Origin of the sequence: Streptomyces sp. NPDC051684 (assembly GCF_044453445.1) — a bacterium.
GTDB lineage: Bacteria > Actinomycetota > Actinomycetes > Streptomycetales > Streptomycetaceae > Streptomyces.
The window spans coordinates 82,233-95,065 of the sequence record NZ_JBITCS010000025.1; the positions used below are offsets into that span (position 1 = coordinate 82,233).

Here is a 12,833-nt window from a genome sequence, read left to right on the forward strand (position 1 = left end):
CCTCGACGGCCACCGCGTGCGGGTGCGTTACGCGTGGGCGTACGCGGGCTCCGTGGTGAAGGTGACCGTCGTGCGTGCGGACTCGACGTCGTGGGCGTTCGTCGCGAAGATCCTCAGCGTGTGCCGGCCCGTGGGCCAGGCGGTGTCACGTGTCCAGGCCCAGGAGCCGTCGGCGCCGACGCCCGTCCTGCCGACGTAGCGGCCGTTCTCCCAGAACTGCACGGTGACGGCTCCGCGAGCCGTGCCCGCGAAGTGTCCGGTGTCGGCGGGGGATTCCACCACCGGTGCGGCGACCCAGGTGCCGGGGGCGGCGGTGGCTTCGAGGTGGGTGTCGAGGGCCGTGCGGTCGGCCGCGGGGTCCTCGTAGCCGTTGCGTACGAAGCCGATCCGCGGGGCGATGCCGTCGATGAGGAGGTTGACGATGCCCATGATGACGGGGACGTTTCGGCCCGCCACGCGTGTGTGGTCGGGGACGAAGGGCGAGTCCGTGAAGACGAAGTTGAAGTTGTCGTAGCCGTCGAACTCCAGCAGGTGGGGCCTGACTTGGGAGGCGTACTGCGCGTCGGAGGGTGAGGAGAACAGGTAGATGTTCGCGCCGGTGTTGCGCTTCGCGCGCACCAGCTCCGGCAGGGAGGCGTCCAGCGCCCGCACGGCGTCGTCCCCGAACGCGTCGCCCATCATGGAACGGGCCGTCGTGGGATGCACCTGCTGTACGTAGGTCCCGATGGAGAACTGCGGTGCGGCGGCCACGATGTTGCGGAAGCCGTACGCCAACCCGAAGTAGAGTGCCGCGCTCGCGCCCTTTGAGCTGCCCAGCAGAGTGCAGTCGTCGTGCGTGAGGCCGAGGACGTCGAGGAAGCGGTCGATGGTGGCGGCGACGGACCGCTCGACGCCGCGGTCTCCCTCACGGGACAGGTAGTAGCTGTTGTGGCCGTCGAAACGGTCGCGGATCCACAGGACGTTGGCGCGCAGGTTGTCCAGGACACCGTTCGACCAGCCGTAGTCCTGTGGGGCGTCGAAGTTGGCGAAGACGACGACGAGGTGTCGGTTGCCGTTCCTGGCCGGGCGGAACCGGTATTCGACGGGGAGTTCGCCGGAGGTGTCGGTACCGGTGTGCATGGTCGCCATGGGGAGGGTCCTCTGCTGGGAAGTCCGTGAGGGGGAGGGGAAGGGCCGTGGTCAGGCCGCGATGCTGTGGCCGGGGTGCGGCGCCGGGGCGGGCCGTCCGGTGGCGCGGCCGGCGGCGGTCAGCATCCGGTCGGTCACGCGGACCGCCGCCTCGCCGTCGTCCAGGTCGCAGAACTGACGCTGGAACCGCCGGTACGCGAGGTCGTACCGGTCGCGCAGCCCGTCGACGTCGCGGATGGAGGCGATCAGCTCCTCCGACGTGGCCAACAGCGGGCCAGGTGCCTGCTGTTCGAAGTCGAAGTAGAAGCCGCGGAGCGTGTCCCGGTAGTGGTCGAGGTCGTAGGTGAAGAACAGCATCGGACGGCCGGTGTTCGCGAAGTCGAACATCAGCGAGGAGTAGTCCGTGACCATCACATCGGTGATCAGCATCAGGTCGGCCATGTCCGAGTAGTCGGTGACGTCCCAGACGAAGCCGTCCCCCGCGCCGGGCACCGGGTCGATCACGTTGGGGTGGCGGCGGACCAGCAGGACATGGTCGTCGCCGAGCTTGCGGCGGGCGTCCTCCAGGTCGACACGGAAGTCGAGCCGGTACTTGCCCGGGCCGTAGGCGAGGTGGTCCCGCCACGTGGGCGCGTACAGCACGACGCGCTTGCCCGCGGGCAGTCCGAGCCGACGCCGCACCTGCTCGGCGCGTTCGGCGCCTTCGGGGCGGTGGTGGATGTCGTTGCGCGGATAGCCGGTCTCCAGCAGCTCGCCCTCGAAGCGGAAGGCGCGGCGCATGATCGGCGTGGAGAAGGAGTTGGGCGAGACCAGCATCGACCACTGGGCGACCTCGGTGGGCAGCTGCTCCAGGTAGCCGTTGTCCGCGAAGTGCAGGGTGTCGATGTCGTGGGCGATCTTCTTCAACGGGGTGCCGTGCCACGTCTGCACCACGATCTGGTCCTCGCGGCGGCGGAAGAACCGGGGCAGGTGGTTGTTGTAGACGAGGAAGCGGCTGCGGGCCAGCGCCTCGTGCCACTCCGGCGACCACATGCGGACGGCCTTGGCGCCCGCCGGCACTTCGAGCTGGTCGTCGCGCACGACCCAGAGCAGTTCCAGGCCGGTGCCGCGCCGGACCAGTTCGTCGAAGACGGCGCGGGGGCTGCCCGAGATCTGGGTGCCGCGGAAGCTGTCGAAGAGCACGGCATCGCGCAGCGGCTGCTTGCGGCAGGCCGGATAGTGCTTCCTGCGCAGCAGCTTCTGGCGGTACGGGCCGCGGCCCTCCACCGGCATCCCGGTGCGGGCGAGCAGGGTGAACCGGTCGTGCCACTGCGTCTGCACGGCGTAGTCACGGCCGTTCACGTCGGCCGACACGGGCATCGTGGCGATGAGGTCGCGGTGCACCTTCATCGGAACGTCGAGCGGGGCGGCGTCGCCGGGCTGCACCACGCGGAAGCCGAAGTCCCAGCGTCCCGTGGCGAGCGCCGCCGTGCCGTTGACGCTCTCCACGTGGGTCGGGTCGACGCGTACCTGGAAGCGGCCCGCTACGCAGCGCACGGGGAAGCGGAGTTCCTCGCGCTTGGACCGCGGGCTCACCACGAGGCGGAGCTGGTCGCGCTGTTCCTCGGACAGGCCCTCGTAGCCGGGGAAGTGGCCTTCGACGGTGAGGGTTCCGTCCTCGTCCCAGACGCAGGAGTCGGCCACCGGGGCGGCGGCGCGCTCGAAGAACACCAGGAAGCCCTGGGCGTTGCGGTGCACCACGGCCTCGCGGTCCACGGCGCCCGCGCCGTCCCTGGCCGGAGCGGGGTAGGTGCCGTCGGACACGTCGGGGTTGACGACGGGGTACAGGGGGCGCTTGCGGCCCGGGATGTGCAGGGTGGTCTTCCAGCCGGTCACGCCCGACGTCGAGGACCCGGGCCCGGAGCCGCCGTCGTGGTGGACACCCGAGGGGGCCAGCTCGGTCAACGGCACGCGTACCCGGAAGTGGCACCAGCCCTTGCCGCCGGGGGTGAAGACGGCTGGCCCCTCGTGCAGGCCCGCGCCGCCGAGGCTGCTCAGCCGCAGCGTTCCCCTCTCGGGCGTCTCGTCGAGCAGCGCCACACCGCGCAGTTCCACATGGTCGCCGCGCAGGCTGTGGGCCTCGATCCGGCAGCGGACCCGCTCGACCCGGATCTTGAGCGAGCCGTCGACGAAGAGCGGCACGACGCGGGTGTTCTTCTCCACGTAGAACGGCGCCGGGTGGGAGGCCGTGCAGTTGTCGCCCGCGATGATGCCCTTGCGGCGGTACAGGCCGCGGCTCACCGTCCCGACGCCCACGTCCCAGACGCCCTCGACCCACTTGCCGCCGCGCTTGAGGCGCCGCGGGTCGACCGTCGCCTCGAACCCCGCCCAGTCGTAGTTGTAGCGGCTCTGGTTCGAGTACTCGGTGGCTTCCGGGGTGTAGCTCGTCCGGGCCCGCACGAGCTGGGGGCGGCGGCCCAGCTTCTTGTTGCGCAGGGCGAGGACCTTGACGGTGTGGTGGTGCTTGTGGATGTTGAGGTTGTGGACGTAGGCGCGTCCCGCGAGCTTCAGCTTGCCGTCCTCCCAGTGGGCCGAGGCGAGCGAGGAACGCATCGTGAACTCACGGCTCAGGCGGTACGCGCTCCGGGGCACGCCCACGGAGCGGTCGCCGAGGAACGGGTAGTCGAGGTACCGGCGGAAGCGGCGGCGCACCGGGATGGGTCCGCTGCGGCGCTCGAACTCCAGCACCTCGAGGAGCTCGCTCATCTTGCGGGCCCGCACCAGATGCCACTTGACGCGAGTGGTGGCGGGAAGCCCGTCGATGACGGCGGGGTCCGTGGTGGCCAGATAGGCGTTGGCGTGCTCCAGGAAGTGGGCGCGGCACTCCTCGTCGGCCTCGGGCATCGCATTGAGGTGGTGCATGAGGTCGACACCGATCGCGGCCTCGTCGTAGCGGCGCTTGTGCTCCGCGAACTCCGACTCCGTGCGGCTGCCGAGGTACTCGCTCACCTCCCGCACCGCGGCGATGCGGTCGCGCACATTGGTCAGCGCATGGTTGGCCTGCGTGATCGAGGGGGCTGCGCCCCCGTCGCGGCGGCGCCAGAAGTAGACGGGGGTGCTGACCACGTCGACGGCCGCGGCGCTGTAGTGGGCGTAGAGGTTGACCCAGATGTCCTCGTAGAGCACGCCCTCGGGGTACGTGATCCGCATGCGGTCCCAGAACGAGCGGCGGAAGACCTTGTTCCACACCGTGCGGTCGTACATCAGGTCCGGGTCGCGGGTGATGTGGGTGCGCCGCCGGTCGCGCTTGAGGTGGGCGTGGTGGAGGTTCGAGGGCCACACCGCGTGCGAGTTCATCATCCGCACGTTGCCCGACACGAAGTCGGAGCCGCTGTTCTCGAGCGTGCTGATCAGCAACTCGTGGGCGTAGTCCGGGATGACGTCGTCACCGTCCACGAAGGCGAGGAACTCGGCCTCGGGATCGGCCGCCCGGATCGCCGCGTTCCGGGCGTGCCCCGGCCCGTGCGCCTCCTGCCGGATCAGCCGGAAGCGCGGGTCCCTGCGGCAGTGCTCGGCCGCCAGGTCCGCCGACCCGTCGGTGGACCCGTCGTCGACGAGGATGGCCTCGAAGTCCTCGAAGGTCTGCGACGAGATGGACCGCAGGCACTCCTCCAGGTACTGCTCGACGTTCTGGAACGGTACGACGATGCTGAGCCGCGGTGACATGGACGGGTCGCCCCTCGCTCTGTCGTGGACTGTCGCGGGCGGATCGCCTTGCGACGTAGTCGACTCTGAGCGCGTCGGGGGGCAGCGAGGTCGTGGGAAGGTTGCGCGACGGTTGCAGCGGGACGGGCGGGGGAGGAGGGGACCTTGGGCCCGGGTCCTACGCCTGGTGGGAGCCGGGTAGTACGTACCGGTAGCCCACGCCGCGCACGGTCTCGATGGGGGCCTTCTCGCCGGTGGCGCCCTCGATCTCCCGGCGCAGGCGCAGCACGGCGTACTTCACCTTGTGCGCGTCGCCGTCCTCGCCGGGACGGCCGCGCCAGGCGCGGTGCAGCAACTGTTCCGGTGTGAGCACCTGGCCAGGATTGCGGGCGAAGGCGTGCAGCAGGTCGAATTCGAGCGCGGTCAGCGGCACGTACTGGCAGCCCATGGTCACCTCGCGGCTGGCGAGGTCGAGCCGGAGGCAGCCGTCCTCGAGGAGCTGCTCGGACGGTGACACGGGCGTCGCGCGGCGCAGCCGGGCCATGATCAGGGCATTGGACAGGCCGTCGGGCATGCCGAGCCAGAGCACGTCGTCGGCGCCGGATTCCAGGGCCCGCACGGCTTCCGCGGTGTCGAAGCTCCGGGTGGCCACCATGACGCGCAGGTCCTCGGTCATCTCCCGCACCCGCCGGAGCACCTCCCAGGGCCCCGGATCCCGCACGCCGAGACCGAGGACGAGCAGGTCGGGCTGGTAGCGGTACAGGTCACGCAGCGTGTCGTGACCGCTGTGCACCAGACGGTACGAGAAACGGGGGTCGTCCAGCTCGCTCAGCCATTCCAGGCGCACGTCGTGCGCCGCCGCCACCAGAAGCAGCGGCAGCGCCCGTCCGCGCGTACCGTGCCGGGGTGCGGATGCCGTCATACCCCACATGCTCGGGCCACCGTCACCGTGTGTCGAACGGACCGGTCCGGTAGGAGGTGGCCGGGCGTCGACGGCGCTGGTGTACCAGGGGGCGCGGGCGTCCTTACGCCCCCGGCCGGTACCTCCGCTCCACGTGCCCCTTCAGATCCTCCGGATAGAAGTACACCGGGCGCAGGTCGCCGCTCGCGTAGCGCTTCACCTGGTCGCCGAAGTGCGGGGATTCCGGGTGGCCGCTGGCGCCGCCTGCCGTGATCGCCCAGGCCCGGAGCCTCGGGCCGAATTCGACGACGGCCACGAAGCTGTTTCCGCTCGTGCCGTAGTAGCGCTTCGTTCCGGGGTAGCGCTTCGCGCCGAAGGAGGCGAGGGAGCCCCACTGGGCAGAGGTGAAGGGGACCGGGTAGCTGGGCTTGGCGTCGTCGAAGGTCTGGGTGACGGCGCCGTCGTTGCGCTGGTAACGGTTGATCTCGGACCACGGGACCCGCCAGCCGCCGAAGTCCTGCGTCAGGCGGTCGACCGCAGATTCGAGCGCGTCGACGCGCTGGGCGTCGGTGGCGCGGTCGGCCATGTAGTCCCAGACCGAGAGGTGCGCGTCCGCCGCCGCCTTGGAGACCAGGGCCCAGAGCGCCTCGCCCCAGAAGACCGCCAGTGAGGTCGCCGTCGACTTGGCCGACCAGCGGTGGTCCCAGTCGCGCAGCAGGTCCGTCGGGGCCGCGAGCTTCTTCTTGCGGGCGCTGCCCGCCGGCAGCTTGTCCGACGCCTTCACCAGTCCGGGCAGGAGCCGGGCGAACGCCGTCAGGTACGGGTCGAAGGCGCCCTCGATGAGGGTCTGCGGGGTGAAGTCGTCCCGCGAGGTCAGGACGCGGATCGCGTGCGGGCCGCGCGGGTTCTCGCCCGCCTTGTCGAAGTAGCGCGGGTAGTCGGAGGCGTGCGGACTGTCCGCACCGGCCGCCGTCCAGGGCCAGTTGTTGCTGTTGAACGCCCAGCCGCTCTTCGGGTTCACCGCCTGCGGCATGCTGTCGAGGGTGTGCAGGCCGTGCCAGTCGGTGGCCGGGTCGCTGCCGTCGACGGGCTTCATGTAGTCGAAGCGGTCGTCACGGACCGGCATGAACTGCGGCATCAGGAAGGCGATGTCACCCTTCGAGTCCGCGAAGAGGGTGTTGTTGGAGCTGTTCGCCTTCAGCTCCGCGACCTTCAGGTACTCGGCGTAGTCGCGGGTCGTGGTGCGCAGATAGCTCTGCTTCAGGGCCTCGACCGGCTTGTTCATCAGCGCGCAGGCGATCCACTTGCCGTCCGCCTCGCGCACGATCGGGCCGTGGTGGGTCGCGTACGTCGTGAAGGTGTGGTGCTCCGTGCCGCCGCTGTCCGTGCGGCAGGCCAGGGTGATGTCGTGGCTGGTGACCGGGCGGCGGTCCTTGCCGTAGCGGTAGGTGTACGTGCCGTCCGACGCGCGGTCGACCGTCTCCGCGAACTCGTCGATGTTGTCGACGCCGCTCGACGTGTGCATCCAGCCGGTGTGCTCGTTGAACCCCTGGTAGATGAAGAACTGGCCCCAGGTCGCGGCGCCGTAGACGTCGAGACCCTCCTCGCTCGTCACATGCTGTTCCGCGCGGAAGAAGAAGCTGGTGTGCGGGTTGATGAGGAGGAGCGCGTTGCCGTCGCGGGTGTGGCTGGGGGCGATCGACATGCCGTTGGAGCCGGACGGTTCGCGGAACTTCAGGCCGCGTTCCTCCTCCGTCATGGGGACCTCGCGCCCCGCGTAGAACGCCTCCAGTTGGCTGAGCGCCACCGACTCGATGTCGCCTCCGATGCTCCCCTCAGAGAAGCTCAGCGGCATCCACGGCTCGAAGTGGGTGAGCACCCGGGGGTGTACGTCGGGGTGGGAGGCCAAGAAGTAGTTCAGGCCGTCGGCCCAGCCGCGCATCAGGGCGCGCAGCCACGAAGGGCACTTCGCGTACTGCTTCTTCAGGTCCTCCGGGTCGATGAACAGGCGTTGGCGCAGGTCCTGCCAGAGCGCGCTCTCGCCCTCGGACTCGGCGAGGCGGCCGAGGCTCACCAGGTAGTTGCGCTCGATGCGGTTGAAGTCGTCCTCGGCCTGCGTGTACATCATCCCGAACACCGCGTCGGCGTCCGTCCTGCCGACGACGTGCGGGATGCCCCAGTCGTCGCGGGTGATCGTCACCCGGGCGGCCTGTCTTTTCCAGCGGGCGAGATCCGCGGGGGAGGAGGCGGCGGGGGCGGCGGTCGCGAGGCCGGTGGGCAACGTTGTCGCGGCGACGGCCAGCGTGGCCGCCCCGCCGATCACCCGGCGGCGGCTCGGGCCGTTGTGCTGCGTGTGCTCTGCGTGACTCATGCGGTGCTCCACCTTCGTCAGGGCCGTGCGGGGGGTGGGGACGTGTCCACGGTGCGACGGGTCGAGACTAAGAACCTCCCGGGCGATGATCAACAGTGCGGACGGGACCGGTCGTTGCCGGTTGCCGCGCCCGTGCTCACCCTCGCGGAGCGATGTCGGTCCGCGCCCGGGTGACGATGCTGTCCTCCCAAGTCCGGAGCGCTCGGGGGGACTCATTCATGACATGGAACGTTCCGCTCGTGGTCCGTGGGCCAAAGGCCGTGGCGTCCCGGACGGAGACCGCGCCCGTCGTGGTGCGGCGCGTCGCGGGCTGTGTGGTGATCGAGGTGCGCGCGGCGATCGGCCCCGCCGTGGAGGCGCGGATCGGGCGGGTGCTGCACGGGGCCATCCGGCCGGGCGGCGCGGGGGTCGTGGTCGACCTGCGGCAGGTGAGTGATCTGGGGGTCAGCGGCCTGAGCGTGCTGCGGCTCGCCCGGCTGCTCGCCGCGCAGCGCGGCGTGGCGTTCGGCTTCGCCGGAGAGCTCCGTCCGGTGCCCGAACTGCCGCCGGGCTGAGGCCACTTCAGGCGGTACGTCCACGGGGTGCCGGCCCACGACCGGGTGTCACTCACCCGCAGCGGAGGGTGCCGGGCGCGCAGCCGCCTGCTTCGGTCGCGGCATGGTCGAGGCGAGTACGGACGGCGCGGTGGCGGTGGTCGGCCGGATGGCGCGGGGAGCGTTCGGGGTGCTGGGTGTGCTGGGGAAGGCGCCGCGGGCGGTGGTCCGGCGGTCGGTCGGGGTGCTGCTCGACTGCCTGGACCTGGACGAGCTGGTCGAGCGCGTGGACGTGAACCGGGTCGCCGCCAGGGTGGACGTGAACGCGATCGCCGCGCGGGTGGATGTGGGGCGGGTGGCCGCGCGAGTGGATGTGAACGCGGTCGCGGACCGGGTGGACGTGGACCGGGTGGCGCGGCGCGTGGACGTGGACGCCGTGGCCGACCGGGTGGACGTCGACCGCATCGCCGCCAGGCTCGACGTCGACGCCGTGCTCGTGCGGTTCGACCTGGTGGGGATCACACGTGGGGTGCTGCGGGAGATCGATCTCGGGAGGATCGTGCGGGACACCGGGGGAGGGCTCACCGTGGAGGCGGTCGACGCGGTGCGGCTGCTCGGGCAGCGCGGGGACCGCGGCGTCAGCCGGTTCGCCGACAGGATGTTGCGGCGGGCCGAGAGCAGGGACGAGCCATCGCCATGACCGGCGGGCGGGAAGCCGCCGGCATCGTCTCGCGCGGACTCGCCGCCCTGGTCGACGCGTTCGTGCTCGCTCTGATCGGGCTGGTCGTCGAAGTCGGCGCCGGCTGCGCCCGGTTGATGGTCGTCGGGCCGCCTTTCCAGCTTCCGGACGTTCCCAACTGGCTGTCCGGGCCCGTTGGTTGGGGCCTGGCGGTCTGCTATCTCGGTGGTTCGTGGACGGTGGTCGGGGCCACGCCCGGCGCCCGGCTCCTCGGCGTGTGCGTGACGGACCGGGCGGGACGGCGGCTGCGGGCGCCGCGTGCCCTCGCGCGGGCCGCGCTGTCGGTGAGCTTTCCCCTGGGGCTGTTCTGGATCCCGTTCAGCAGACGCCGGGCGGCGTTGCAGGACCTGGTGGTGCGGTCCACGGTGTCGTACGACCGCGATTACGGCTGAGGATCCGTCGACGGTGCCGGTGGGGTGCGTGGCAGCAGCGCCGCCGCCCAGAGGCCGCCGAGTCCGATCACCGCGAGGACCACGAGTGCGACGGCGTAGGGGCCGACGGCCGGATCGGCGACGAGGATCGTGCCGGCGAGCGCGGTGCCCACGGAGGAGCCCAGGTTGGAGATGCTGCGGGACAGGCCGGAGATCTCGCCCTGGAGGTCGTCGTCGAAGCTCGACTGCACGACGTTGACCGACGGTGTGAGCATGAGGCCGACGCCCAGGCCGATCAGGAGGAGGCCGGGCGTGGAGGCCCACGCCTTCGGGGAGCCGTGCGCCACGGCCAGCAGGACGCCGATGCCGCAGATCGTGACGATGAAGCCGGCCATGATGAGGCTGCGCTGTTCGCGGCGCTTGGCGAACCGCTCGGCGCCGAGCGAGCTGATGAGCAGGCCCACGGTCGACGCCGTGAAGATGACGCCGGTCTCGATGGCGTTGTAACCGCGCACGACCTGGAGATACGCGGCGACCACGAACGACACCCCCATCAGCATCAGCCACTGGGTGTGCTGGGTGATCAGGCCGAGGTTCGACGCCCGGACGTGGAACAGCTGGGTGGGCAACAGGGGTTGCGCACCGGTCCGTTCCCGCCTGCGGACCCAGCGGAAGAACGCCACGAGTACCAGGGCGCCGAGCAGCAGCAGCCCGCCCATGAGCCAGGCGTTGTCGTCCGCCACCAGGATCCCGAGGACCAGGAGGACGAGTCCGGCGGCCGACAGGACCGCGCCCACCGTGTCGAAGTCCCGTTCCCGGTCCGGCGGGAGCGGATCGTGCAGGCCCCGGCTCAGCACGATGATGGCCGCGATCGCCACCGCCTGGAACACGAAGGACGCCCGCCAGCTGATCGCCGACGTGATCAGGCCGCCCAGGAGCGGTCCCGTCGCCGCGCCGATGCCGGCGAAGGCCATGATCGTGCCGAACGCCTTCGCTCGGCCGGTCACTTCGGTGAAGAGGAGGGTGGTGAGGATGTACACCGGCGGGATCAGCAGCGCGGTGCCGATGCCCTCCAGGATCGAGTTGCCCAGGATCAGCAGGCCGAGGCCGGGCGCCGCCGCGCTGAGCAGCGCCCCGACCCCGTAGATCGCGAGGCCGAGGACCAGGCAGCGCTTGCGGCCGTAGCGGTCCGCGAGGATGCCACCGGGGATCATCAGCGCGGCCATGACCAGCAGGAAGATGGTGATCGCGGTCTGGACGCCCTGCACGGTGGTGTCCAGGTCCTCGCTGATGTCCTGGATCATCACGTTCATGTTCGACCCTGCGAAACTGCAGATGAACTGGGCCAGCGCGAGCGGCGCGAGGATGCGGCGCTGCCCGCCGCGGTCGGGGGCGCGGCCGTCGTCGGGTCCTGGCGGCCGTCGGCCGTCGGCCGCCTCGGGAGTGCTCGCCACGCTCATCGCCTCGCTTCAGCTCGCGGGCCTGACCCCCGACAGCCTCCGGGCAGGGCCGCGCGCGGTCGTCACCCCCGGAGGGTGACGACCCGGCTCCGGCGGGCCCCGACACTCGGCGGCACAGCGGTGCAATCGGCACCCTCCTCAACCCTTGGGGGTCCTGTGATGGCCACCTCGACGACTTCGCAGCACGGCATGGGCAGCGCGAAGGAAGCGGCCGCCGGCGGGCTGACCGTCTTCGCTGCGGTGATGCTCTTCATCTCGGGGTCCATGGGCTTCTGCCGCGGACTGATGGCGGTTCTGAAGGACAACGTGTTCCTCCGCACGCCCGACTACACCTTCGAGTTCGACCTCACGGCCTGGGGCTGGATCCACATGGTTCTCGGCGCCGTCGCCGTGGCCGTCAGCTTCGGACTGTTCGTCGCGATGAAGTGGGCCAGGATCCTCGGCGTGATCCTCGCCGTCCTGATCCTGATCGGCAACTTCCTCTCGATCCCCTACTACCCGTTCTGGTCCCTGACCCTGATCGCGATCAACGCGCTGGTGATCTGGGGCCTGTGCGTGGTGAAGCGGGACACGTTGTACTGACCGGACCGGTGGGACCGCGGCGGACATGGACCGAGGTGGCTCATGAAGGACGGACGCGCGCGCACGAAGGGCGACAAGCGGGCCGAGCGGATCGCCGAGTTCATCGCACCCCTGCGGGTCGAGCCCGGGGCGAAGGTGTGCCTGTCCAAGGACTTCGATCCCGCACGCAAGTCGGGCCTGAAGAACAAGCGGCAGGGCAAGGAGCAGCTGGCCGAGGGCGTCGCCCTGCTCGCCGACCACCAGCGCAGGCTGGCCGCCGAGGGCAAGCACGGCGTCCTGCTGTGTCTCCAGGCCATCGACGCCGGCGGCAAGGACGGCACGATCCGGCACGTCATGAGCGGCGTCAACCCGCAGGGCGTGCGCGTGGCGGGGTTCAAGGTGCCCTCGCACGACGAGCTGAGCCACGACTACCTGTGGCGCTACTCCGGCGCGCTGCCGCGCCGCGGGGAGATCGGCATCTTCAACCGCTCCCACTACGAGGAGGGCCTGGTGGTGCGGGTGCACCCCGAACTCCTCGACCGCCAGTGGCTGCCGGGCCACCAACAGCGCGGCAAGGCGCTGTGGCGGCGGCGCTACCGCGAGATCAACGAGTGGGAGCGGTATCTGACGGACAACGGTTTCCGGCTCGTCAAGCTGTTCCTGAACCTGTCCAAGGAGGAGCAGCGGGTCCGTTTCCTCAAACGCATCGACGTACCGGAGCGGAACTGGAAGTTCTCGGCGGCGGACGCCCGGGAGCGGGCCCGCTGGGACGACTACCAGGAGGCGTTCGAGGACATGCTGTCCGCCACGAGCACACGCTGGGCCCCGTGGTACGTCGTGCCCGCCGACCGCAAGTGGTACGCGCGGATCTGCGCGGCGGCCGTGCTCGCGCACACCCTGATGGAGATCGACCCGCGGTACCCGGTCATCGACGACAAGTCCCGGCACGAACTGGAGCTGGAGAAGCGGCAGTTGGAGAAGGAGGCGCCGGCCGGGGCCGCGGCCGAATCGTACGCGGCCGGGAGGCGGGCGCGGTGACCGCCGCGGCGACCGGACCCGGCGCCCCGCCGGCGCTGCGCCGCATC

At 70.7% G+C, this 12,833-nt stretch carries 10 protein-coding genes; 5 read left to right on the forward strand and 5 right to left on the reverse strand.

The features are described 5' to 3' along the window. Window positions 1–27: 27 nt before the first annotated feature. From ACIA8D_RS27885 to ACIA8D_RS27900, 4 genes are all read right to left on the reverse strand, one after another. Window positions 28–1,128, reverse strand: coding sequence for a hypothetical protein (locus ACIA8D_RS27885; protein ID WP_399236482.1), 1,101 nt, complete (start codon window positions 1,126–1,128; stop codon window positions 28–30). 51 nt (window positions 1,129–1,179) lie between these two features. Next, a complete protein-coding gene (locus ACIA8D_RS27890) occupies window positions 1,180–4,833 on the reverse strand; it encodes a CDP-glycerol glycerophosphotransferase family protein (RefSeq protein WP_399236484.1) in 3,654 nt (1,217 codons plus the stop codon). Window positions 4,834–4,990: 157 nt separating this feature from the next. Further along, on the reverse strand, window positions 4,991–5,734 hold the full coding sequence (locus ACIA8D_RS27895) for a response regulator transcription factor (RefSeq protein WP_399236486.1): 744 nt from the start codon (window positions 5,732–5,734) through the stop codon (window positions 4,991–4,993). A 103-nt stretch (window positions 5,735–5,837) separates the two neighbouring features. After that, entirely contained in the window at window positions 5,838–8,084 is a 2,247-nt protein-coding gene (locus ACIA8D_RS27900; RefSeq protein WP_399236487.1) for a penicillin acylase family protein, read from the reverse strand. Between the two features lie 218 nt (window positions 8,085–8,302). Between ACIA8D_RS27900 and ACIA8D_RS27905 the strand changes: the two genes are divergently transcribed. From ACIA8D_RS27905 to ACIA8D_RS27915, 3 genes are all read left to right on the forward strand, one after another. After that, window positions 8,303–8,638: a hypothetical protein gene (locus ACIA8D_RS27905; protein ID WP_399236489.1), complete on the forward strand. Its 336-nt coding sequence runs from the start codon at window positions 8,303–8,305 to the stop codon at window positions 8,636–8,638. A 103-nt stretch (window positions 8,639–8,741) separates the two neighbouring features. Next, a complete protein-coding gene (locus tag ACIA8D_RS27910) occupies window positions 8,742–9,317 on the forward strand; it encodes a hypothetical protein (protein WP_399236491.1) in 576 nt (191 codons plus the stop codon). Further along, window positions 9,314–9,748 (forward strand): RDD family protein, encoded by a 435-nt coding sequence (locus ACIA8D_RS27915; RefSeq protein ID WP_399236493.1) that lies wholly within the window; start codon window positions 9,314–9,316, stop codon window positions 9,746–9,748. Before ACIA8D_RS27910 ends, ACIA8D_RS27915 begins: the two co-directional genes overlap by 4 nt. Here the strand turns inward: ACIA8D_RS27915 and ACIA8D_RS27920 are convergent. Continuing rightward, window positions 9,739–11,181 (reverse strand): MFS transporter, encoded by a 1,443-nt coding sequence (locus tag ACIA8D_RS27920; RefSeq protein ID WP_399236495.1) that lies wholly within the window; start codon window positions 11,179–11,181, stop codon window positions 9,739–9,741. The two genes, ACIA8D_RS27915 and ACIA8D_RS27920, sit on opposite strands and share 10 nt — an antisense overlap. A gap of 165 nt (window positions 11,182–11,346) precedes the next feature. Here ACIA8D_RS27920 and ACIA8D_RS27925 point away from each other — a divergent pair, with 165 nt between their 5' ends. Continuing rightward, window positions 11,347–11,769, forward strand: a complete 423-nt coding sequence (locus ACIA8D_RS27925) for a hypothetical protein (protein ID WP_399236497.1) — start codon at window positions 11,347–11,349, stop codon at window positions 11,767–11,769. A 42-nt stretch (window positions 11,770–11,811) separates the two neighbouring features. Continuing rightward, window positions 11,812–12,786, forward strand: a complete 975-nt coding sequence (locus tag ACIA8D_RS27930; protein ID WP_399236499.1) for a polyphosphate kinase 2 family protein — start codon at window positions 11,812–11,814, stop codon at window positions 12,784–12,786. Window positions 12,787–12,833: the final 47 nt, after the last annotated feature.

Bases quoted from the DNA above. Each gene is read 5' to 3' on its own strand.
- ACIA8D_RS27885 (WP_399236482.1), bottom strand. From the start codon at position 1,128: ATGGCGACCATGCACACCGGTACCGACACCTCCGGCGAACTCCCCGTC.
- ACIA8D_RS27900 (WP_399236487.1), bottom strand. From the start codon at position 8,084: ATGAGTCACGCAGAGCACACGCAGCACAACGGCCCGAGCCGCCGCCGG.
- ACIA8D_RS27915 (WP_399236493.1), top strand. From the start codon at position 9,314: ATGACCGGCGGGCGGGAAGCCGCCGGCATCGTCTCGCGCGGACTCGCC.
- ACIA8D_RS27895 (WP_399236486.1), bottom strand. From the start codon at position 5,734: ATGACGGCATCCGCACCCCGGCACGGTACGCGCGGACGGGCGCTGCCG.
- ACIA8D_RS27925 (WP_399236497.1), top strand. From the start codon at position 11,347: ATGGCCACCTCGACGACTTCGCAGCACGGCATGGGCAGCGCGAAGGAA.
- ACIA8D_RS27930 (WP_399236499.1), top strand. From the start codon at position 11,812: ATGAAGGACGGACGCGCGCGCACGAAGGGCGACAAGCGGGCCGAGCGG.
- ACIA8D_RS27910 (WP_399236491.1), top strand. From the start codon at position 8,742: ATGGTCGAGGCGAGTACGGACGGCGCGGTGGCGGTGGTCGGCCGGATG.
- ACIA8D_RS27905 (WP_399236489.1), top strand. From the start codon at position 8,303: ATGACATGGAACGTTCCGCTCGTGGTCCGTGGGCCAAAGGCCGTGGCG.
- ACIA8D_RS27890 (WP_399236484.1), bottom strand. From the start codon at position 4,833: ATGTCACCGCGGCTCAGCATCGTCGTACCGTTCCAGAACGTCGAGCAG.